This is a genomic window from Oscillatoria sp. CS-180 (genome assembly GCF_028330965.1).
In the GTDB taxonomy this organism is placed as follows: domain Bacteria; phylum Cyanobacteriota; class Cyanobacteriia; order Phormidesmidales; family Phormidesmidaceae; genus Halomicronema.
Window position 1 is genome coordinate 120,378 of record NZ_JAQMUB010000019.1, and the last position, 23,639, is coordinate 144,016.

A 23,639-nucleotide genomic window follows, 5' to 3' on the forward strand; every position below is an offset into this window, starting at 1 on the left:
GAAGGAGTTCGCCGCCGTCCTAACAAAATTGGCGATTGTGACGCTTTCAAACTTTCAAAAGCTAAAGCAGTTTAAGCCCAAAGGCTATTATGCTACTGCACTCTCGTCTTTAGTAGCTTCGACTGCCTGATAGGAATTCTCTAGGCGCATGATCTGCTTTTCCTTGAGAGATAGAGAAGCACTGTCAAGAGCGTTAGCAATCAATGCGTCGAAGGAGTAGAGCCCGCCTCCATTAACTAGGAAGTAGAGGAAAGAAGCTGCGTAAATGGCAGACAACTCTAGGTAGGGAAGGCTCAGGCCAGCAACAGAGATGTGGTGATACATCGCGACGCACATCGTGCTGAAGAGTCCGAGGGAAGCAAATCGAGTGAGCAAGCCGATCGCAACTAGGGGCGCGCCAATCAGCTCAGTGTATGCCGCAACGTAGCTTAAGAAGATAGGGAAAGGTAATCCCAAATACTCGACATAGGCCCGAGCAAAGCTTTCAATGTCAGCGAGCTTGTCAAGACCATTGTGAATCATCATGATTCCCAAAGTGACTCGCAAGATGGTGAGCGTTGTCTGAGACCACAGGTTAGCCGACACGTTGGGCTTAAACAGTTTAGCGGCGGTGGAAGTAAGTTGCATGATTAAATTAGGTAAAGATTAGAAAAACGGCCTGTCTGTTATTTAAGTTAACAATTTTTTTTAAGTCCTGTAAATAAAAATGATTGAGATCGGCCTTTTCAGGGTCGGTTATTCGTAAAGATATACATTCCGGCAGAGAATTTTTAAAATATACAGTCCTCTTAGGATTCCATTCTTCAAAGAGAACTCATCCAAAGTTCTCAAGCGGCTAATCCTTAGAGCTGAAATATTGAGCGCCATCTGACAAAGGACAATGGAGTGCTCCTGGTCTCTAAGAGAACACTGAGGACAATAGAGTGTTCCTGGTCTCTAAGGGAACACTGAGCGTGTTTACACAGAGGTATGTGCGAATGGAGGGCGAGGCAAAAGTATTTCCAACCTGTCTAAGTGAAGTGAAGTTGCCTGATCGCTTACCGCCTATCGTAATCACGGCATTCACTCGTCCTGATCTACTCGCACCAGTGTTGGAGGCGATCGCCCTCCAATCCCTATCGCCTCAAGAAATCATTGCCTTTGTAGACGGGGCTAGAAATGATAAAGATAGAGCTTTAATACAGCAGTGCGTTGATCTGCTCAAGAACTTCGAGCGTTCAACCTGGTCTGTCCGTGTGATTCAGCGAGAGCATAATTTAGGCTGCGATCGCAACGTTATTGCGGCGTTCACAGAAGTCTTCGAGTCCCATGACACCTTGGTCTATCTCGAAGATGACGATTTACCTAATCCCTGCTTTTATGATCGCATCTGCCGCCTCTTGACAGCCTACAAAGATCGTCAGGACATCTTCTCTGTATCAGGCTATGTCAGTCGTGCCCTACCAGCCGAAGAAATCGCCACCGATTTTTTCCCATCGCGCCGCGTCTTTTCGTGGGGATTTGGGATTTGGCGCGATCGCTGGCAGTCTATGGACCTCGTCCACCAGTCCGGGCAGCATAATCCTTTTGGCCACGTTTACAGCATTCCGACCACAGTGGAGTCGAAGCTAACCCTAGCTAATCAGTTTTGGTTAGAGAAGAATCAAAAAACTGACTGGGTCATTACAATGACGCTATGTGCCCTGCATCAGGGTAGAGTCCACCTCGTTCCGAAGCACTCCATCGTCAAAAATATTGGCTTTGGCCACGAGCAGTCAGAAACCTATCGTGGCGAAGAGGGGAGTTGGGTCAACAAAGCCTATGATCCTGGCTTTGTCCCAGAAACGATTCCAGTAGAGCTAGGGCTGTGCGATCGCCTCAATCAGGAGATTGGCAGTGCTGAGCTGGCAAAATTTTTAGGTAAAAAAGGAATTTGGCTCACCCCAGCTGCTCTAGCTCACTACTTAAAGAAGTACCCCAGTCCTCAACATGCACACCTTTGGCTAGGACTGTTCCTGCAGCAGTTACCGACTTTGCTGCGGCGATGGAAGTCAGGCTTACAAGTCTAGACAGATTACCCAGATCACCCGCTACCCATTCCTCTGTCAATCGTGAAGAACCATAACTCAACAGTCACAATGCCGAACGGCTCTACCTAAACACAGCAATGTATCTTGCCCAAGGGCTACTTCATGGACTCTTTTGCTTGGCTAAAACCTGCCGCACACGCTTTGCTAACTCTCGCACGGAGGCTCTTTGCCCAATGACTTTGGCTCGTGCTATGAACTGCGGCAACTCCGGCACAGGCAACTGAGGAAACGCTAAACTTTGCTCTACTTCCTCATAGTCTGACTGCGACTGATTTAACTGATAGATCGTCAAGACGTCGCGCTTCAAACGCCAAATTTCTGGCACCTTGAGTGCACTGTAAATTGGAAATTTGTTTAACGAAGAACTGCTATTATCGACCTCAACCACTAAGTCCGGTGGAGGATGGATTTCGAAGTCCAATTTGTCTAAGCCTCTGACTGCCGCCTCGTTTTGAATATAAAAGCAGCAATCAGGTTCCAGACCCATCCGCTGTTGAGGATTCTTCATCGTCAATGAACCCAAACTACGAACTTCCAAGGCGAGTTCATCCACAAAAGCAGCTAAAAAATGCTCAAACAGGCGCGTGGGTTCTTCGTGGTCTTCCAACGGAACCACAATTTCCAGCAGTCCATCTCGGTAGGCAAATTGTTGATTCCGCCCTTCTCCGGTCTCCGCTAGCAACCGCTCGTAAGTTTCCCAACTAACTCCAGACAGAAGAATTCGTGTCTCTGAGGGCGACTGGACAGGCTCCCTTGTAGCGGATGTCGCGGCCTCGGACAGCGTTTCGTTCTCCTTTGACAAAGCGGGGGACATGGGTGGGGCATCTCCACGGCATCATGCCATCTATCCTATCGGGTTTATCGCGATCGCACTGACAGAGACTAGTTTTGAAATGCGAGAACGATCTACAATCATTAGAGTACAGATTAATTAATGTTAAGGGTTTCTCTCAATGCTTGTGTATTACGCCCTCGGGCTAGTAGCTGTGCTGCTGATCGTAGGAACTGTCGTTTATTTGGCAACACCACGCAGCTATGAGTCCTCAAAAACAGTAGCTAACTCGTATGACCAATGGACCCAGGACGGAATTTTGGAGTTCTACTGGGGCGAACACATTCATTTAGGTCACTACGGTTCTCCACCTCGCTCAAAGGACTTTCTGAAAGCCAAGTCAGATTTTGTACACGAGATGGTGCGCTGGGGTGGTCTGGATACCCTGCCGCGCGGCACGACCGTACTGGATGTCGGGTGCGGTATTGGTGGCAGCACTCGGATTTTGGCTCGTGACTACGGTTTCTCAACGACTGGCATCACCATTAGCCCCCAGCAGGTACGCCGTGCTCAGCAGCTCACACCTGAAGGTCTAGATGCTAAGTTCCAGGTGGATGATGCATTAGCGCTGTCTTTTCCAGACAATAGCTTCGATGTGGTTTGGTCCATTGAAGCGGGTCCTCATATGCCTGACAAGGTCAAATACGGAGAGGAAATGCTGCGGGTGCTCAAACCTGGCGGCATTTTAGTAGTGGCTGACTGGAACCAAAGGGATGATCGCCGCAAGCCTTTGAATTTCTGGGAGAAGCCTGTGATGCGGCAGCTGCTAGATCAGTGGTCTCATCCCTCTTTTTCCAGCATTGAAGGTTTTTCGGAGCAGCTTGAAGCCACTGGGTTAGTCGACGGCGAAGTGGTCACTGCAGACTGGACACAGGAAACGCTGCCGTCCTGGATGGCGTCCATTTGGCAGGGCATTATTCGTCCTAAGGGTCTGATCATTTTCGGTTTTTCTGGCTTTATCAAATCCCTGCGAGAAGTGCCGACACTAGTGCTGATGCGTATTGCATTTGGCGCTGGTCTCTGCCGCTTTGGGATGTTCCGTGCCCGCAAGGTTAGCACTGTGCCTCAGTCTCGCGAGGTTTATCAAAACGAAGTCGTTCAAGCTTAAGCAGTTGAGAGAGTCATGAGGGTACAGTGCTGAAGTTTTGTCATCCTGTACCCTTTAGTCTTTTCCCAGGTTTAACAAGACAGCATCGGTTTTAGATTCTCATTTTTTTGTCGCAGCAAAATTTTGAAGCTGGCGCTACAGTCGAGTAAAAGTATTCACTTGAATCATCTGAAAAGTGCTGAGATGCAAAGTTTGCAGAGTGCCCCAAATTATTCAGAAACAGAACGAACCTACGACTGTGATGTTGCGATCGTTGGGGGCGGCGTTGTCGGTGCAACGTTAGCAGCTGCCCTCAAAGATTCGGGCTTAGACGTGGTACTTATTGAAGCCAATACGCTGGAAGGAGCTGCTGCCCGCGAACGAGGTTATGCCCTTTCGCCTTTGTCAGGGCAGATTTTTGAGGGGATTGGCGTTTGGGATAAGATTTTCCCCCACATCGGCAAGTATCGTCACATCTACCTTTCAGACGCCGATAATCCTCGTATCGTAAAGTTCAAGACGGCAGATCTAGGCACAGAGTTTTTAGGTTATGTCGGCGAGCATACAGTCATGCTCAAGGCGCTTCAGAGCTTTATCAATCAGGACTGCGATAATGCTCGCTGGCTGTGTCCGGCTCGGCCCTCCCAAATCACCTATTCGGTAGAGGGAGCCGTTATAGAGTTAGAAACAGACGATGGTCAGTGTCGTCAACTCAAAACGCGGTTGGTTGTGGGGGCCGATGGAGCGCGATCACGCATTCGAGAATGGGCAGGCATTAAAACCAATGGATGGAAGTATTGGCAGTCCTGCGTGACATTCATGATCACTCACGAAGCCGCCCGCAACGACATTGCTTTTGAACGCTTCTGGCCTGATGGTCCGATGGGCGTGCTTCCTCTCACCGAAAATCGTTGCCACATCGTCTGGACAGCTCCTCACGACGAGGCAAAAGCCCTGTTGAATCTCGATGAAGAGACATTTCTCAAAGAACTGGAATACTACACAGGAGGGCTGCTGGGGAAACTAAGCTTGACCAGCGATCGCCTCCTCTTCCCTGTTCAGCTTTTTCAAAGTGAGCAATATGTGCAGCCACGACTGGCTTTAATTGGAGATGCCGCTCACCGCTGTCATCCCGTTGCCGGACAGGGATTGAATTTGGGTATTCGGGATGCCGCTGCTTTGGCTCAGGTTTTGTCTGAAGCGTACTTGCGAGGGGAGGACATTGGCGATATTCGCGTCCTGAAGCGGTATGAGCGCTGGCGCAAGAAGGAAAATCTCGCAATCTTGGGTTTTACCGATTTCCTAGATCGCATGTTTTCTAACAGCTGGTGGCCGATTGTCCAGCTTCGCCGCTTCGGTCTGTGGCTGCTGAGAACGGTACCGCCTCTCAAGGTTTTTGCCTTAAGGCTGATGACGGGGTTTCTGGGCCGTCGCCCATCTCTCAGCAAACTCTAGATCAGCAGCTACTTTTTTTGACAAAAATGATGCTGTACGAAAGCCAATGCTTATGCTCAACTTTCGTAAACATCACCACGAGGGCCGATTGTTGTCACAACGCAAGTCTGATTCTTCTGATCTTCATAGAACCTCTTCGTAGGTAGGCATGGTCTTACCTCAAACAGTCTGTACGGTCTTTACTGTAGAAATCCCTCGTTGAAACTTGCAATATCATTCTGGCAGTTTGTATTGGCCGACGATGCGCTTGGCAAACTCGGGAACGTGGGCTTCTAGCTTTTCGGGATGATTGCGCTTGACATACAGATAGTTGCGGGTGAAGTGGGAGTCGATGGAGAAACGGGCATATTCCAGACCTTTGGGGCCAATACGCTCAATGACAACGCCCATGAGCTTAGCGGCCCACATCGGTAAAGTCACGCCTTTGTCGTAGGCAGGGATGCTCTGCTGAACAGCGGCCTTGCGATCGCCTTCTGACATGACTGGCTGCGTATCTAGCTGATCCATCACCAGCTCAAGCATTTCCCGCCCGCGATCGTTTCGCACAGTGATCCACTGCCAGCCAAACGGAGCCCCCATATAGCCCACTACGATGTCTGCGAGGCCGTTTACGTAATCAAAGCAGCTCATGCAGGAAGGCGCAAAAACATCCTTGAGCTGATTGGTCTTTAGGCCAAAGAATGGCACCTTCTCGATAGAACCATCTTCATGTTTGAAATGTACCCGAAAGTCCTGCATGAATTCGTAATGCACGACGGTATCTGGCGACTTGCTGGTTGTTTCCAAAAACTTCTGAAGACCAGCGCGGTTTACATTATCGACGCAGGGGGTGCCCAAGACGTAGAGCTTTTCTAGACCGAGTTCCTTTTCCACCGCTCGCAGAGCTTGAATTTGACAACCCACACCAATAACCAACAGGCGCTTCATGCCTGACTGCTCCACCTGTTCCAATACGGACAGGTTAGGAGAAAGCGTTGGCTTGTTGACCCGAGCAGCGAGAATTTCGTCGGGAGTAGTGGCAATGACAGGCTTGGGCTGAAAGCGGTCTTCCTCCGTATTCTGAACACAGACCACGCCTTCAACCTTGCCCTGGGTCAGCATGGCGATCGCGATCGTACTAACAATCCCCGTCCACTGAGCGCCGTCAATGGGCTGCTGCTTCCGAGCCGCCATCATGTCTTGATGAACGCCGAAATACTGTTCAGTTTCATCATCTAGGTTGCGATCGCGCCCATGGGTCTGATTCTCCAGCTCAGGAAACTGCTGATTCAGAAACGCACAGGCTTCTTTAACGTAGTGAATGTAATAGGTGTCGCAGAGGCCACACTCACTACAGAGTTCCTTAGCAGGCCGGCGAGCACCGGGACGAAGAGCCTTGGCTTTTTTGTGGGTAGAACGAGCCAGCGTCATGATTGTTGTTAAAAGGTGTTTCGAAGTGTTTTACAAACACCATACCGCAAGGGTTTGAACTAACCCATTTCAAGCATTGAATGTAACGAAATGCTGCATGGATTGAGATGATACGAGGGTTTCTATTTTAGGTTTATAGAGAGATCCATCTTGAAAGAATTTACTTGAGAATATCATCGAATTCGCGAGTCATTGAGCAATCTGGACTATGCTTAATGCTGAGTCGGTTCAGGTAGAGATCGTTTGTTGTTGGTTACGAAGGTTGCTAAAGAAACGTCCCTAAGAATCAGGAAACGTTTCTAAGAATCAGAAAACTTTGACGTGCAACTGTTCTAATGCCCAATATGTCCTTGTTTTAGGGTTTTATAGGGTTGCCCTCATGAATGAGCTCTTAGACAAAGTTCTTTGGCAACGGTAAAATCCTAGTCCATCTGCATGGACGATGAGCGCTCTCTGGATTTTGCTGTTCAGGTTATGACGATAGCGCTGAATGCTGAGTTTACTCATTTGCTATAGTCACCCGGTCTTCACCCCAAAGGCTGCTTTTGTTCTTTCGAATACTCTCCCCATCACAACAGGTGCTTGAGGGTTTTACCAGGTCTTACAGGCTAGGCTGCTGAATGATTTGTTGTCTAAATCCCCACTGTCCTCATCCAATTAATCGTGACGCAGCAACGTCCTGCCGGGGTTGCGGCAAGCTCCTGATTCATCTGCTGCGGGGGCGTTATCGGCCCGTGAAATTAATTGGCCGGGGTGGTTTTGGACGCACTTACTTGGCCCAAGATAGCGATCGCCTCAATGCCCCTTGCGTTATCAAGCAGTTCGCGCCTCAGACTCAGGGGACCAAATCTTTTGTTAAAGCGGTTGATTTATTCAATCAAGAAGCCGTCAGGCTCCATGACTTAGGAGAGCATGCCCAGATTCCTGCGCTGTTGGCCTATTTCGAGCAGGATCAATACCTTTACTTAGTCCAACAGTTTATTGATGGCAAGACGTTGGTTCAAGAGGTGCTGGAGAACGGCCCCTTGGATGAAGCCGACGTGCGTAGTTTGCTCCACGATATTCTGCCGGTTCTCGGTTTTATCCATCGCCACAACGTTATTCATCGGGATATTACACCGACCAACCTTATTCGCCGCAATACAGACCGTCGCCTATTCCTGATCGACTTTGGCATTGCTAAGCAGTTTGGTGAGGCGCTAGCCCCTGGACCAGGCACTCGCATTGGTACTGAGGGCTATGCTCCCATTGAACAGCTGCGAGGGGGACAGGCTTATCCCTGCAGTGATTTGTATAGTCTGGGTGCCACCTGTATGCATTTGCTCACCGGACAAAGACCCGAGCATTTGTATGATCCGCTGCAGGGGCGCTGGATCTGGCGGGATGTACTGGCTAAGCAGGAGCGTTTTGTCAGTACAGAACTGGGGCAAGTAATTGATCGCCTAGTGATGGATACGATTGGCGATCGCTTCCAAACGGCTGAAGCTGTGATGGCAGCTCTTGAGGACCTGCCACTATTGCAGGGTAGTGTCCCTGGATGGGTGCGCCGTCATGCCAGCAGCACCCTGCTATCAACCTCTACGTCTTTGAAGAAACCAGTCGCTGTATCTGCAACGGAGGCTCACGTTCCACCAACGACCCCACCAACATCCGCCCCGTCACCGTCACCAACCGCCTCGTCTTCGTCACCAACCGCCTCACCCCCTCAATCGCCAGCCTCGTCCTCGATCGCGCCGGCCCCTTCCGGCCCGCCATCCTCTCCCCCAGCTTCAGACACGGCAGAATGGCAGAGCGTTCGAGTTTTGACAGGTCATCAATCGTGGGTGACGACAGTAGCCTTTAATCCTCGCACCGCAACGCTTGTTAGCGGCAGCCTAGATGACAGCATCCGCATTTGGAATTTACAGACCGGAAATGAGCAGGTAACTTTGCAGGGTCATCCCCGAGGCGTTAACGACGTCAAAATTAGCGCCAAGGGACAAGTTCTAGTTAGCTGCGGAGACGACGGCAGCGTTAAGGTGTGGAACTTAACCGCAGGCCGCCTTATCCATACCTTGAAAGGCCACGTTCGAGACGTCACCAGCGTAGCCATCGGCCACAAAGGATGGACATTGGCAAGCGGCAGCAAGGATAAAACGATCAAACTGTGGAAACTGGACAAGGGAACTCCCATCCGAACTCTACTAGGGTCTCCGGCGGCAGTTCGAGCGGTCGCGATGACGTCAAATGAAACCTCTCTTTTCAGTGGCGGACTGGATAACAAAGTCCGGTTATGGGATTTGAAAACAGGGGATATGATTCGAGTCTTTTCTGGGCATTTCAATCCCATCAACGACGTAGCAGTCAGTCGAGATGGATTGTTTGTTGTCAGTGCGAGCAAAGACAAAACCATCATTCTCTGGAGTGTGGCTACGGGGTCTATCATCCATACCCTGAGAGGGCATACTCAGGAAGTCAAATCCGTGGCGATCGCCCCTGATAACCGCACCGTCATTAGTGGCAGCAGCGATCGCACGGTGAGAATTTGGGATGCCCGGACAGGTCAACTGCTCCACACGCTCACCGGGCACAGCAATGGCGTTTCGGCGATCGCCGTTCATCGCACGGGCCGTCTCATTGCCAGTTGCAGCGCCGACAAAACCATTCGAGTTTGGCGATACGGGTAGGTCCTACTCCTTCAAAAGGCATTACCGTTTGCCCAGGGCAAGGACAGGGTTGACTACTGATTGGCAATTTTGAGATGACCGATATTGGCTTGGCCAACATCGGCATTACCGTGCTATCGGGCTTGATACGGGTAGCGACCGAAAAGCGAAACAGTTTAAGGTACAAGGTGTATGTAGAGGGCGAATGAAGGTTCTGCACTTTCAGCTTTGAACCCTAGACTCATTCATCCTAACGTTGTCTCTTTTGAACTCAATGGATTTTGCGCCCGCCTTACCCACTTTTTTCGTCACCCTTCGAGAGGGGGTTGAAGCAGCTCTTGTTGTCGGCATTGTGCTCGCCTGTCTGGGCAAAGCTCAACAAACTCAGCTGAACCGATGGGTCTATCTAGGAGTCTTGGCAGGTCTTCTAGGAAGCGTATTTACGGGAGTCATTATCTTCAACAGTGTTGCCCAAGTAGAGCAGTCACTACCAACCTTAGAACCCATTATCGAGCCATTTTTCGATAGCTTGTTTTGCGCGATCGCCATCATTATGCTGAGTTGGATGCTGCTATGGATGACTCGCCAAGCGCGATCGCTCAAGTCTGACATCGAGGGTTCAATATCAGCAGCCCTAGTCGAAGATGAGGCAGCAGGACTCACTATTTTCAGCCTGGTTTGCATTGCCGTCTTACGAGAAGGCATTGAAACCGTCCTCTTTATCTTCACAAGCGTTCAGCAGAGTGGGACAGCGGCTTTGGGCGCAGTCGGGGGGCTGTTTGGAGCCACGCTCATTGGTTTAGCGCTCTTTCGATGGGGGATTCGGATCAATCTCCGCGTTTTCTTTCAGGTCATGGGCGTTTTGCTGCTGCTCATCATTGGCGGTCTCGTCGTTTCTTTCTTCCGCAACCTGGACGCAGCATTCCTAGCTATTAGTAGTTTTGATCCCGTCAACGCTGATCTATGTATTTCGAAAGAATCCTGCATTTTGGGACCCCTGCTGTGGGACGCCCATAATGTTCTGCCTGATAGGCAGTTTCCTGGCATTTTGCTGAAAACGCTACTGGGCTACCGCGATCGCCTCTTTGCCGGTCAAGCTTTGGCGTATTTAGCATTCATGATTGCGATCGGGGGCACTTATTTCCGTAGCTTGACACCCCCAACCCAACAACCCCAAAAATCATCTTTGTAAAACCAGGTCAGTACTTAGTACATAGACATAAACAGTAACGGTAAAGACAGGGAAATGGTTTGCCCTATCCTCACAATGGAATTCTTTGGATAAATGGCTGTCTTACTGCCTGCAATCGTCCCAGTTGCTTTCATTGTCTTCATCGGATTCATCACAGGACGGACTCTCTCACTCGATAGGCTGACGCTATCGCGGCTCAGTCTTTACGTGCTGATGCCCGCTCTGATTGCCAGCAGTCTCTATGGCATCACGCTGTCAGCCAGTAATGCCGCCAAGATTGTGGTGGGGTTTTTTCTCAGTTCAGCAGTGCTGTATGGTGTGGTCTACAGCCTGTGTCGTCTTTTCAAAACGGATCCCCTACTGCAAAAAACCCTGATCGCAACGGCAATCTTTGCCAATACGGGCAACATGGGATTACCCTTCATCACCTTTGCCTTAGGAGAATCGGGCCTAGAACGAGCGATCGTATATCTCGTCAGCAGCAGCATTTTTCTCACCGCAGTTGGTCCAACGTTACTGAAAGCAGAAGGCATCCAGAGCGGTTTGCAAACAACCTTACGATTACCCGTCTTCTGGGCCATGCTAGCCGGGTTGATTCTGCAAATTTTGGCCATTACCTTACCGCTGCGATTGGGGGACGGTTTGGACTTGTTGGGAAGTGCTGCAATTCCAGTTGCTCTGGTCACATTAGGCATGCAGCTCGCCAAAACCCACTTCTATTTGGACCGAATAGTGATACTGTCAGCGGGATTACGGTTATTGCTAGCACCTGCGATCGCCCTCATCATTGGCATCGCGATCGGTTTACAAGGGCAAAATCTTCAGGTCCTAGTCCTACAAGGAGCGATGCCAACAGCGGTCAACACATTTATCTGGGTGACAGAATTTGGTGGGGACGCAGACCTGGCCGCTAGAGCGATCGTGCTATCAACAATATTAAGTGCGCTGACATTACCAACTCTGCTGTGGCTATTACTTCTGTTCAACTAGGCTAAAATATTCAAGTGACACAAATTTTTCCCAAGTTCAGCTGAGTCGATGTAGCGGTTCAGCTCAGGAGAGCACGTCTGTTTTGTTGCTTAGTTCGGCAGTCCCGACTCAGTAACTTCGGTTGTATCCTTCCACCTTTCGGACAGAACGCTTTACAATCGGTAATGCTGCCAAATTAGAAAGTTAGCGTGGGCACGTTCTGACTATACAGAATGCAGCCGCCCCTTTAAGAGGTAGCAACGATTTCCTTTGATCATTTTTGAAGGTGGTCATCCATCGGTTTGTCGCACAGAAACTAGAGAGCAGTTATGAAAAAGGACCTTACACGCTATCGCAACATTGGTATCTTTGCCCACGTAGATGCCGGCAAGACCACTACAACAGAGCGTATTTTGAAGCTCACGGGTAAAATCCACAAAATTGGTGAGGTTCATGAAGGTGCGGCAACTACTGACTTCATGGAACAGGAGCAGGAGCGGGGTATCACGATTCAGTCTGCGGCAACCTCTTGCTTCTGGAACGATCACCAGCTCAATATCATTGACACTCCAGGACACGTTGACTTCACAATTGAGGTCTATCGTTCTCTGAAAGTTCTAGACGGCGGCATTGGTGTTTTCTGTGGTTCCGGCGGTGTGGAACCACAGTCTGAAACGAACTGGCGCTACGCCAACGACTCCAAAGTAGCTCGCATCATTTATGTAAATAAGTTGGACCGGATTGGTGCAGACTTCTTCCGCGTCGTCAAACAGGTCGATGAAGTTTTGGCCGCCAAACCTCTGGTCATGGTGCTTCCTATTGGGACTGAGAGTGATTTTGTTGGCGTCGTTGACTTGCTCACGGAGAAAGCTTGGATCTGGGATGACTCTGGCGATCCTATGAACTATGAGATCAAGGACGTGCCTGAGGACATGAAGGAGCAGGTCGCTGAATACCGCGAAGCCCTGATTGAGGCTGCGGTTGAGCAGGATGAAGAGGCACTGATGAAGTACTTGGAAGGTGAAGATATCTCCATTGACGAGATCAAGCATTGCATTCGCAAGGGAACTCGTGAATTAGCTTTCTTCCCCACCTACTGTGGCTCATCCTTCAAAAACAAAGGCGTACAGCTCGTTCTCGATGCGGTGGTTGACTATCTGCCTGCACCTAACGAAGTTCCCCCTCAGCCCGAAGTGGATCTGGAGGGTAATGAAACCGGCAAGCTAGCTTACGTTGATCCAGAAAAACCCTTACGGGCACTGGCGTTCAAGATTATGGACGATCGCTTCGGTGCTCTAACGTTCACCCGAATCTATTCCGGTGTTATCAGCAAGGGCGACAATGTTTTGGATACAGCAACGGGTAAAAGTGAGCGGATCGGACGTATTGTCGAGATGCACGCGAACGACCGCCAGGAGGTTAATTCAGCTCAAGCCGGCGACATCGTTGCTCTGGTGGGTCTGAAGAACGTCCAAACAGGCCATACGCTTTGTGATCCCAAGGATCCAGCCACGCTGGAACCGATGGTATTCCCAGAACCCGTTATCTCAGTTGCTGTTGAGCCGAAGAAGAAAGGCGATAACGAGAAAATGGGCGTTGCGCTTAGCAAAATGGTTCAGGAAGACCCCTCTTTCTATGTGGAAACTGACCAGGAAAGTGGTGAGACCATCATGAAGGGGATGGGTGAACTTCACCTAGACATTAAGGTAGACATTCTGAAGCGAACCTACGGTGTTGAGGTTGAAGTGGGTAAGCCTCAGGTGGCTTATCGTGAAGCTATTACCAAGGTGTTCGACGATAGCTACACTCACAAGAAACAGTCCGGTGGTTCTGGTCAGTATGCCAAAATTGACTACACCATCGAACCAGCAGAAGTGGGTACGGGCTTCCAGTTCACATCGAAGGTTACTGGTGGTAACGTACCTCGTGAATTCTGGCCTGCTGTTCAAAAGGGCTTTGAGACGAGCATTGAGAAAGGGCCTCTGGCCGGATTCCCAGTTGTTGATCTTCAGGTCACTTTAAAGGATGGTGGCTTTCACCCCGTTGACTCTTCTGCGATCGCCTTCGAGATTGCGGCAAAAGCAGCTTACCGTCAGTCTTTACCCAAAGCAGGTCTGCAGCTGCTAGAACCTATCATGAAGGTGGATGTTTTCACACCCGATGACTATATGGGTGATGTTATCGGTGACCTCAACCGTCGTCGCGGCATGATCCTAGGTCAAGATACCGGTCCCACTGGCGTTCGCATTAAAGCGGAAGCCCCTCTTAGTGAGATGTTTGGCTATATCGGTGACTTGCGGACAATGACCTCTGGCCGTGGTCAGTTCTCGATGACCTTCTCTCACTATTCTCCTTGTCCCAGCAATGTTGCTGAGGTCGTCATCAAGGAAGCCAAAGAGCGCGCTGAAGCTTCGTAAGCTTCCTAGTCATTAGGGCAATAGACTCACAATAAGGCTTAGTTTGAGAGCGCGACCTGTATGGGTTGCGCTCTTAGCATTGATAGCCTCAGTCATTTAAGCGAGTGCACCTAACAAGCATTCGATAGTATCCAAATTTAGTGCGATCGCCATTTTGCTCTAACGGAACTGGCGACAGCTATACGTTTCTACGCCTTTGATACCCTTCCTACCGCTAGCTATACCTGCTATGAATGTCCTGCGACAAGCTGGGACTCTTCAACGGCCGTTTCCGAACGGTAGCCTGCACTCAAAATATTGACCAGCGATTCACCCGCCTGCCAGCGATCGCGCATCTCTTGTGCGGGTGTTGTTTCTTGATATAACAATCGCCATAATGGCCGCAACAAGGTTTTCTCCTGTTCATCGGTTAACGCCTGTTCGGCAGCAGTCAAAAGCAGTGTTGCTTGGTTCCGCAATTGGGTGTCTTGAAAGCCGTAGCGGGCTGATTGCTGATGCGCCTCTGCATCTGGAACCAGGGCTAGCCCCGGCAAAGTTTGATCCAACACCAAGCCTTTTATTAGGGCTAAAAGACTGCCATAGAGCGAAAAATCACCACAGCTATCACAAGCTTTGAACTCGATCCGGCCTACTTCAGCCGGTAATCGGGCTATTTTCGTCAGAGAAGGAGAACTAGCAACCAAGTCTTCTGACTGCTTGAGAAAGACCATCACCGCAGGTCTCTTTCCCGTACGAAGATGAGTTCGTACGGATAACCCTGACCACAACTTGTGCTCATAAAACGGCGAGCTAAAGCTGAACGGAACGATGGCAGGACTGTAATACGTTAGTTTTTTGCCCACTCGAATCAGGGCTTCAGGAGACAAACCACGAACAGAAAAATTCAAATCAGGTCCATAGGTCAGTAGAGGAATATGAGCCGTGCGCTTTTCTGGAGAAGTCTGACGACGATCCTGTTCATACCGATTCAAAGGCGGTTGAGGGACAAAATCTGACTGAACTGGATTAAAACTGACTAGAACAGGTTGTAGCCCATCAGGTTCAGCGACAGCCGACAGAAGCCTGAAACTCTCTCGAAGTTCTGCCACTGCTCCCGCGATCGTGGGCTGTAGTGTCGTGCGAATCTCAATGCCTTTGGGCACACAATCAGTCAGTGCACCAGTTTCCGAAAAGCGCTCATACCCTTCGATGTACCAGCGTTTTCGCTTAATGTTCATATCTCCAATTCTGAGCTGAGGATAGTCAGAAGCATATTCAGGCAGTTGGTCAATCAAACGGTCGAACCGCTGGAATGAAGTGTTAGAAAAATCGGCGAACTGATTAGCTTGGCAGTCCCAGAAAGCGACTTCATGCTCAATCCCAAACTGGCAAAGGCTTTCACGATCATTAACAGACGTATTAGTCATTTCAATGCACCCTATAAGCTTGAAAACTATTCATAACCAGTATCAACAAGCAGTGACGATGATTGTAATACTTTGCAGCTTATTATCAACAGCTTGGCGAGATTTTCCATTAAAAAAAATTGGTCTTTCCAACTTCTTACAGGCATCAAAAAATACTTCGACTCCTCATATTTCAGTGAAATTTACCTTAAGGCCTTGACTGGTAACGTGGTACTTTAATGAGAAAGCATATCATTAACCTATCGGTGCAATGGAGGCTTACAAAGCCTGAAAAGTTCTAGCAGAAAAGTTTTGCATCTCGCTAGCAGGGCTTCATTGACAAGAAGTTTCATCTGTATGCATGCCATCAGTCCAATGGACTACGGCAAAAATTTCTTCAGCCCGAAGAATCTCATTTTTACTTGATCACCCAAGGCGACTTTCGAAAAGAGGGCATCAGAGGTATGGATTTGCCAATATTTCCTGACACTCAAAATCAATCACTTATTGGCACGGCAGTTCCAGCGGATACTTTTATTCTGCTTGAGACACCCCAACCTTGGATTAAGCCCGCCCTACTGTCGGAAGGGATTCCAGAATCTCTCCGACGAGTTATTCGATCGCTCCTCCAATCTCGGACCGGTTTGAGGGTGCACCTCATCGCTAATGAGCAAACATCAACACAGCTTTGCCGGCGCATTCTCATCTTCCAACGGACTCCTTCATCGCGAGTCGCTAAAGCCCATCTAACTTTGAAGCACACTCCAACTCGGGCTTATGATGCTTGGGAAATTCAGGTCAAAACATTGGCAGACATGGCTCCTGCTCTAGAAGCATTTTTCGAGGAATCTCCATCGGCATCGGCCAATTACCGATGGAGTCGCTCTAAGCAGCGTCATTTGATGATTTGCACTCACGCTAGCCACAATGAGTGCTGTGGCATTCATGGCTATCCCTTTTACCAGTCAGCGATCGCCCATATTGAACAGCTCGGCCTTACCCAAAATATTGTCCCTTGGCAGGTCAGTCATATTGGTGGCCATCGATTCGCGCCCACTCTGATCGACTTCCCTCAGGGTCGGTACTACGGCAATCTCAACGAAGCAGTCCTTCCTGATTTGCTGAAACAGCAGGGACCCATTGCCCCGGTGCTATCAACCTATCGGGGATGGAGTTTGCTGCCCAAGCCTCTGCAACTTTTGGAAGCCGAACTATTTAATCAGCACGGATGGCGGTGGCTAACCAACAAGGTGATGGGACGGGTTATCGAAAAAGCTGATACGACACAGCATTGTCGAGTAGAACTTTGGACGGAATCTGCCGATCAGAAACGGCTCCATTACATAGCCGATATTCAAAACAAAACGATTCTAGCGTGCAGAATTGCCACAATTTCCGAATTGAATGCTAGTCAACTGCTGACTCGTAAAACAGGCTAATCCTTTGTCTCAGCTGAAATGCGCTGAGGTCTTGGACGTTGCTTGATGATGCGATGGTTGTATCGCTTTGACCATTTAGGGGTTTGTTTGGCATACCGTTGCCATCCGTAAAACGACCGCTTGCTTAGATGACGATGAGCTCAGTAACAGATATAGGCACGGCAAATAACCCACTAGTACCGCTACGCGGATTCAAAATTCAAAATTCAAAGCTAAGGCAGATAAGCTTTCTCAGTGTTTTGAATGGTGAGTCTATTTCTGCCGCAGTGTACTAGCTATTGGGCTGGTTTCTTCCTGAGCTGAGCAACCCCGGTTCTCGAATTCTTCCCGATTGATGTTTAGCGTGTATGTCATCGTTCGAAGGGATGCTAATCGAGATGATTACTGCTTCTGTCGAACTTCCCCTGCCGTTTTGACATACTATTCGGACTGCTATGACTGGCGTAAAGCGAGCATCGCCCAACCCAACCTGTGAGTATTTGCGTCAGTTCTAACAAGCCCACTTGGACACTTGCCATGTTAAGTTCCTCAATTCTGATGAATGTCCAATCTGACCTCTTTTAGGATTGAAGCACTAGAGGCATAGCAGATTTGCCAACATAGCCCTGAACAATTGGGCACTTTGACAAAAACTTAGCGTTGGCAAGGAAAAACAAGAATAGTAAGGCTAAGGAATTCAACTCATGTATTTTCATCATCCTGACTTCAAACATCAACGATGTTGCCAAATCATCAACCCTAGACTTGCCGTCGTCTCATCGTTTTCTAGCACTTCAAATCAAACCCATTGTTTTAATTACTCCACCGATTTATACACTTGTCCAATTTTTGGCTTTGCCAATGAGTCGTTTGAACCAAGCTTTCTCGAAAACCTATTAGGAGATGGCTAGAGAAGAAACCTAGACTTTGAAGTCTATCGGGCACAGCGGATATGGTTTTTCCCATGGCCCTAATACTCGACGGTGGAAGTATGTGCATCCTTCCAAGTGCTTAAGAAACCCACGATGAGGCAGTTTTGCATTTTGAATGTTGCATTCCGCGTAGCGGTACTAGCCACCTCGCTCAAGAAAGTCGAGAACAGACTCCCAACTCCGCAAAAGATTGCTTCCGCCCCCTGCATTTATCCCTATACCTGCTTCTGTTGCAGATGCATTAATCCAATGAATACTCACACGCAAACCATCTTTCGTGACGCCGCCATTGAAGATTGCCCCACGGTTGCTCAACTCATGCGGATTGCTTCTGACGGTGTCTGTGACTACATCTGGAGTCTTCAGCAGAAGGAGTTTCCGAGTCTCACGCCAATTGAAATTGGAGCTAAACGCTACGCTGAAGATGAGGGTAATTTTAGCTATCGCAACTGCACAATAGCCCTCTCTAGCGATCGCTCTGAAAATCTCCCCATTCAGGGCATGGTGATGGCTTTCGCAGTGCCGCCTGAAACGGCTGTGGAATCACCTCAAGATCTGCCAGAAGAGATTGGCCTGGAGATACTCGCTCCCTACATGATGGAACACCCTAACTCGTGGTACATTTGCGCGTTGGCCGTGTTCCCTCAATACCGTGGACAAGGTATTGGGACACAATTGTTAGATCTAGCTATTAAGCAGGCCAAAGAGCGGAGGTTACCCACCCTCAGTCTGCTGTGTTTTGAACAGAACACGGGAGCACTCAGGCTGTATCAACGCTACGGTTTTGAAATCATTGACCACGCTAAGGTGGTCCCCCATCCGCTCATCCATCACACGGGTGATATTCTGCTGATGACAAAGTCTGTTTAAGCCAATCCTCTCTTTTTCCTGTCCATTGTGAAAATTCTACTCATTGAAGACGACGAAATCTTAGCTGATCGGCTCTTGCAGTCACTCACACAGCATCAATATGTCGTAGACGCGATCGCCGATGGTCAGGAAGGTCTGGAATATGCACAAAGTACTGATTACGACCTGATTATTTCAGATGTAGGACTACCGAGTCTTGACGGCATCACTTTATGTAGCCGGCTTCGTCAAGAAGGTTTATCGACTCCCATTCTGTTGATGACCGCTAAGGACATTCCTGATGAGCGCATTCGCGGCCTTGATGCTGGAGCCGACGACCATCTGACCAAACCGCTCAATCTTCAAGAGATGCATGCTCGGGTTCGGGCACTCTTGCGGCGAGGTGAGGTGGCTCCTGAAACGGTGCTTCGAGCAGGCGCTTTGCAACTTGATCCGGTGAGTTGTCAGGTAACCTATGGCGATCGCCTGCTCAAGCTAACCCCTAAGGAGTACAGTCTGCTAGAGCTTTTCATGCGGAGTCCCAACCGTGTGTTCAGCCGTTCCTACATCGTGGAACATTTATGGAGTTTTGATGATCCGCCATTAGAAGACAGTGTCAAGGCTCACATTAAGGGACTCCGGCGCAAGCTTAAGAACGTTGGGGTCAAAGATTGGATTGACAACGTTTATGGGATTGGATATCGGTTTGTTCCCCAGATAGAGTCAAATTCCATCCCGGTTGAGGTTGCGACCTCTGGTGAGCCTCAAGTACCTCATCCGAGCAGGGCGACATCCGCTGCTCAACTCCCAAGTTCTACTGAAGCTAGCCTGGAGGATTCCTTCAAAGAATCCATGGCAGGTCTTTGGAGCAAATATCAGGGACTAATATCCCAACGGCTTGATGCTTTGATTCAGGCCGCGATCGCCATCCAAGATCATACGCTTACAACTGAAATCCTGGATACAGCTACCACAGCGGCTCACAAGCTGGCAGGAATTCTGGGCATGTTTGAACTGGACGAAGGGTCCGATCTTGCCCGTGAAATCGAAACGATGTTGCTATCAGATTCGGAAGAAAAGCTTGATCAGGCACCTGACCTGATTCAGCAGCTAGTTAATCGGGTTCAAATAGCACCAGCTGAGACACCAACTTCCAGCCCAATGCATACAGGCTACTCGTTGCTGGTGTCCTCAGATGATGCATTGGCAGAAGCTTTGATGGCTTTTGGACAGGCTACGGACATGGCTTGGCAATCAGTGTCGTCCATCGCCGAAGCTGAGGTTATAGTTCAACAATCACCTCCAGACGTGGTTATTCTTGATATTGCCGCGTTGTCTTTATGGTCTGCGAGCGTAGCGTTTGTGCAGCGGTTAGCTGGCTACACACCGGCGATTCCAACCATCGGTTTAACCAGCACAGATAGCCTAATTGATCGGGTTGCGATCGCCCAAGCAGGTCTCCAACGATTGCTGATGAAGCCCGTCACTGCCGCCCAAGTCTGGACGCTGGCTAACCAGTTCAATCGGAGCATCCGCCAACTCACAGCACAAATCATGGTCGTAGATGATGATCCACTGGTTCTCAAGACACTGCGATCGCTCCTTGAACCCTGGGGTTTGGGCGTTACTGGTTTGGCAAGTCCAGCCCAGTTTTGGGAACTGTTGCACGCAACCCACCCTGATCTGCTCGTTCTGGATGTCGAAATGCCGGCGTTTAGTGGCATAGAGCTATGTCAAGCGGTTCGCACCTCCCCCGACTGGGAAGATCTACCCATTCTATTTCTGACATCTCATCGAGATGCCGAGACAGTTCAGGCCATTTTCAGAGCAGGCGCAGACGACTATATCTCGAAACCTATCGTTGGCCCAGAGCTATTGATTCGCCTTCTTAATCGCTTAGAGCGGAGTCGTTTGTTACGCACGCTGTCCCATCAAGACCCGAACACTGGATTGTTCAACTATGCTTACTCGAAACAGCTGTTCACTCGTCTCTTGAAAACTGCAAGTGAGAAAAACAATCTGGTTTCTTTCGCAGTCATCCAGGTTTCGGACTTACTTACAATCGCTCACCAGCAAGGTCAAGATGGCAAACAGGCTGTTCTTCACGCCTGGGGTCAGTGCTTTCAAACCTTTCGTCAACGCACAGAAGCTATGGGGTATTGGGGTGATGGTGAATTTTTTATTGCGCTATCAAACGCGACGGCTGCAGATGCCCAAGAAGCGCTGCAACCTTTGCTCCAGGCTTTGAGACGAGAAATCATCACACTGCCAACGGGGGATCGCATTCAACCGTTATTTGAACTAGCGATAGTTACGTATCCCAACCATGGACAGACTCTGCAAGCGCTGTATCAATCGGCGATCGCAGCACTCTAGATCCTCAGGCATCTCGATCTACAGATGCTAGCTGCAAAATCATCCCCTCATGGGCAAGGTGAATTCGCGAACAGCGATTGTGAATCTCTGTGCCAACCTGATCAAGATAGTCATCATCGTGCTCTGGATCATGATGAAACAGAATCATCTCTTTAGCCTGAGATTTTTCTGCCAGATCAATACTCTTTTCCCAGAAGAAGCGCCCTCTTTCAGTCGAATCTTGAAAAGCCACCTCAGAGTAGGTGCCGCCATAAATTAAAAGGTCGGCATTTTTAGCCAAGTAAAGCAGGTTGGGATTATGCTCTGAATCAATATTGCTGGTATCAGTTGCATAAACTAAGGATTTTCCAGAATAAGTGATGCGAAAACCCAAAGCGCTCGTTTGAGGGTTGAGGGTAATCGTTTCAACGGTAACCCCCTCGTCCAATGAAACAACATCGCCTGCCAGGATGTTGTGAAATGTCAAAGTCGAGGACATTTTTTGCAGGGGCGTAAAGAAATGAGGCCGCAGCATTTGGCTCATTAAACACTGCTTAATAGAAGCACCATTTGCGGCAGCAGATCCATAGATATCAAAACAATTGTTGGCGGTGAAGGCTGGCCTGAAAAACGGGAAGCCTTGAATCCGATCCCAATGGGTATGCGTGAAGAAAATGGATGCCTGAATCGGTTTATCCGCATCCAGAAGAGACTTTCCCAATGCACGTAGCCCTGTTCCGCCATCGAAGATAATCCGTTGACCCGCAACTAAAACTTCTACACAGGCAGTGTTTCCTCCATACCGCATAGTATCCGAGCCAGGTGTTGGCACATTCCCTCGGACTCCCCAAAACTGAACAATAAATTCTTGCGACATGAAAACATTTGCCACTGTTGAATTTCTCCCCGTTGTCGAGGAATTTAATGATTGAACAGTCAGCATTGAAGCCTCGGAGTCTGACATTGTATGAACAACAGGAAGAAGGAGCTAACAGCGATAGGTAAGATGACAACCAACAGTTTCAGAAGACATCAATACAAAACACATATTTTTGTATATTCTGATAATCTCAAATAGGCTCAGGAGGTTTTGCTGAAATTTTATTACTTAACGGCAGATAAGTATAGGAAGCGAGTCTAGACAACAGACAAATAGGCTTCATCAAGGCTTGAGAAAAAGAACAATTAATCCGATAGGGAACGAATGGTTTCTTTTCTCGGGTTTCTATCAGTTAAATTTGCTGAATAGACCATTACTTAACCTGCTCTATATAAAAAACGGTTGGTCTAGGTAATCCAACGCGTGCTAGGACTGCAACACGATATTCATAGACCTAACTCACAGCCCCACACTAGAATACCCATTCCAACCGTTGCGATAAAGTTGCAGTAGGACAGTTATTTAGCTGCGCTGATACACTTCTCGACAAGAGGAGTAACTTTGTCAACGTTTTGCCACCCTAGAATTTCAGTAACTTTTTTCTCCAAGTTCTTGTAGCTGCGGAAAAACTCTGCAATTTCATCTAGACGATGAGCTGCAATGTCATCGAGGGACTTAACCTGAGCATAGCGTGGATCCTCAGCAGGAACACAGAGAATTTTCTCGTCGCGATCGCCCCCATCAATCATTTCCAACATGCCGATAGGCCGAGAAGCAATGACACAGCCCGGAAAAGTTGGCTGATCCATCATGACCATGCCGTCGAGCGGGTCTCCATCATCGGCAAGGGTGTTTGGGACAAAACCGTAATCGTAAGGATATTGCACCGAGGAAAACAGTACCCGGTCTAGAATCAAGGCACCCATATCCTTATCAAACTCGTATTTATTCTTGCTGCCAGCAGGAATTTCAATCAAAACGTTGATTAACCCAGATTCAGGTTGGGCAGGAATACGAGATAAATCCACAATGCGTCTCCAGATATTTGCTACAAGATCCTGGAGAGTCGTTCCTCATTATTTTGATGCTGCCACACATCTTCCCTATCAAGAACTGCTATCTCAATAGGGCCAGCAATAGCTTTCAAGAGCGTGACCATCACCGTTTCACATTAAGAAACACTCCCCGCCTAGCATTTTAGGCGAAGACGTCCCGTTCCCCTTAAAGTCCGTAGGTATCCTCATCAATCATTTACGGGTTTGCGAAAGAGGATAGCCCGGTAAAGTAGCCGGGGGCTGCTCAGTAGAAGAATAATGGGCAATCGCTAGAAGCGGCAGTATCAACGTCAAGACTGCAACAATCGTTCCAACGACGTTAGAAAAGCGACTACTTGGAGGTTCCGGAGGAGGCTCAGATGAACTAATGGATTCCATAAAGACGGGGAAACAGTATCTAAACTGAAAATGTAAGCGGCAGACTCGCGTGATCGATCCAATCAGATGGGCATAGACTACTGCATCGGGAAAATAAATTCCTGTAAATGCTCATGGAATCTTTAAAATCCCAAAGCCCTACCCTATTAAGCAACAGAGTAAAGAACTTTCAGCGACTATAGTGTGAGCTGAGTGACATACTTCAGGTGGTCGCATAGTAAAATGTTAGCATTCCATCATCGCTCTTTTCTCTTCAAACAGCAGCAGTGGGATTACGGACAGAGCTTACGAAATTTTCTTTCCTAGGACAA

16 protein-coding genes are annotated in these 23,639 nt (G+C 48.8%); 10 read left to right on the plus strand and 6 right to left on the minus strand.

What is annotated here, in order from left to right; genetic code table 11:
- Window positions 1-87: 87 nt before the first annotated feature.
- Complete coding sequence (locus tag PN498_RS02980) at window positions 88-627, minus strand: DoxX family protein (protein WP_272061192.1); 540 nt, start codon at window positions 625-627, stop codon at window positions 88-90.
- A gap of 326 nt (window positions 628-953) precedes the next feature.
- Here PN498_RS02980 and PN498_RS02985 point away from each other — a divergent pair, with 326 nt between their 5' ends.
- A complete protein-coding gene (locus tag PN498_RS02985; protein WP_272061193.1) occupies window positions 954-2,048 on the plus strand; it encodes a glycosyltransferase in 1,095 nt (364 codons plus the stop codon).
- A gap of 121 nt (window positions 2,049-2,169) precedes the next feature.
- On the opposite strand, the gene PN498_RS02990 is transcribed toward PN498_RS02985, so the two are convergent.
- A complete protein-coding gene (locus PN498_RS02990; RefSeq protein ID WP_272061194.1) occupies window positions 2,170-2,883 on the minus strand; it encodes a Uma2 family endonuclease in 714 nt (237 codons plus the stop codon).
- Window positions 2,884-3,022: 139 nt separating this feature from the next.
- Between PN498_RS02990 and PN498_RS02995 the strand changes: the two genes are divergently transcribed.
- Both PN498_RS02995 and PN498_RS03000 read left to right on the plus strand, forming a co-directional pair.
- Window positions 3,023-4,009, plus strand: coding sequence for a methyltransferase domain-containing protein (locus PN498_RS02995; RefSeq protein ID WP_272061195.1), 987 nt, complete (start codon window positions 3,023-3,025; stop codon window positions 4,007-4,009).
- Window positions 4,010-4,192: 183 nt separating this feature from the next.
- Complete coding sequence (locus PN498_RS03000) at window positions 4,193-5,443, plus strand: FAD-dependent hydroxylase (RefSeq protein WP_272061196.1); 1,251 nt, start codon at window positions 4,193-4,195, stop codon at window positions 5,441-5,443.
- A 213-nt stretch (window positions 5,444-5,656) separates the two neighbouring features.
- On the opposite strand, the gene PN498_RS03005 is transcribed toward PN498_RS03000, so the two are convergent.
- Entirely contained in the window at window positions 5,657-6,853 is a 1,197-nt protein-coding gene (locus PN498_RS03005) for a Coenzyme F420 hydrogenase/dehydrogenase, beta subunit C-terminal domain (protein ID WP_272061197.1), read from the minus strand.
- Between the two features lie 620 nt (window positions 6,854-7,473).
- On the opposite strand from PN498_RS03005, the gene PN498_RS03010 reads away from it, so the two are divergent.
- From PN498_RS03010 to fusA, 4 genes are all read left to right on the plus strand, one after another.
- Window positions 7,474-9,519 carry a serine/threonine-protein kinase gene (locus PN498_RS03010; protein ID WP_272061198.1) on the plus strand — a complete coding sequence of 682 codons (2,046 nt, stop codon included), beginning with the start codon at window positions 7,474-7,476 and terminating at the stop codon, window positions 9,517-9,519.
- Window positions 9,520-9,772: 253 nt separating this feature from the next.
- On the plus strand, window positions 9,773-10,690 hold the full coding sequence (locus PN498_RS03015; RefSeq protein ID WP_272061199.1) for an FTR1 family iron permease: 918 nt from the start codon (window positions 9,773-9,775) through the stop codon (window positions 10,688-10,690).
- A 93-nt stretch (window positions 10,691-10,783) separates the two neighbouring features.
- Window positions 10,784-11,680: an AEC family transporter gene (locus tag PN498_RS03020; protein ID WP_272061200.1), complete on the plus strand. Its 897-nt coding sequence runs from the start codon at window positions 10,784-10,786 to the stop codon at window positions 11,678-11,680.
- A gap of 308 nt (window positions 11,681-11,988) precedes the next feature.
- Window positions 11,989-14,076, plus strand: coding sequence for an elongation factor G (gene fusA / locus PN498_RS03025; protein WP_272061201.1), 2,088 nt, complete (start codon window positions 11,989-11,991; stop codon window positions 14,074-14,076).
- A 227-nt stretch (window positions 14,077-14,303) separates the two neighbouring features.
- Here the strand turns inward: fusA and PN498_RS03030 are convergent, their stop codons facing one another.
- A complete protein-coding gene (locus PN498_RS03030; RefSeq protein ID WP_272061202.1) occupies window positions 14,304-15,482 on the minus strand; it encodes a hypothetical protein in 1,179 nt (392 codons plus the stop codon).
- A 443-nt stretch (window positions 15,483-15,925) separates the two neighbouring features.
- Here PN498_RS03030 and PN498_RS03035 point away from each other — a divergent pair, with 443 nt between their 5' ends.
- The 3 genes from PN498_RS03035 (at window position 15,926) to PN498_RS03045 (ending at window position 21,036) form a co-directional block, all read left to right on the plus strand.
- Entirely contained in the window at window positions 15,926-16,900 is a 975-nt protein-coding gene (locus PN498_RS03035) for a sucrase ferredoxin (RefSeq protein ID WP_272061203.1), read from the plus strand.
- 1,160 nt (window positions 16,901-18,060) lie between these two features.
- Window positions 18,061-18,681 carry a GNAT family N-acetyltransferase gene (locus tag PN498_RS03040; protein WP_272061204.1) on the plus strand — a complete coding sequence of 207 codons (621 nt, stop codon included), beginning with the start codon at window positions 18,061-18,063 and terminating at the stop codon, window positions 18,679-18,681.
- A 27-nt stretch (window positions 18,682-18,708) separates the two neighbouring features.
- Window positions 18,709-21,036 (plus strand): response regulator, encoded by a 2,328-nt coding sequence (locus PN498_RS03045; RefSeq protein ID WP_272061205.1) that lies wholly within the window; start codon window positions 18,709-18,711, stop codon window positions 21,034-21,036.
- Between the two features lie 4 nt (window positions 21,037-21,040).
- Here PN498_RS03045 and PN498_RS03050 read toward each other — a convergent pair whose 3' ends face one another.
- Together PN498_RS03050 and PN498_RS03055 are read right to left on the minus strand one after the other, a co-directional pair.
- The gene (locus PN498_RS03050) at window positions 21,041-21,907 is read right to left on the minus strand and encodes an MBL fold metallo-hydrolase (RefSeq protein WP_272061206.1); all 867 of its coding nucleotides are present in this window, start codon (window positions 21,905-21,907) and stop codon (window positions 21,041-21,043) included.
- Window positions 21,908-22,413: 506 nt separating this feature from the next.
- Window positions 22,414-22,923: an inorganic diphosphatase gene (locus tag PN498_RS03055; protein WP_272061207.1), complete on the minus strand. Its 510-nt coding sequence runs from the start codon at window positions 22,921-22,923 to the stop codon at window positions 22,414-22,416.
- Window positions 22,924-23,639: the final 716 nt, after the last annotated feature.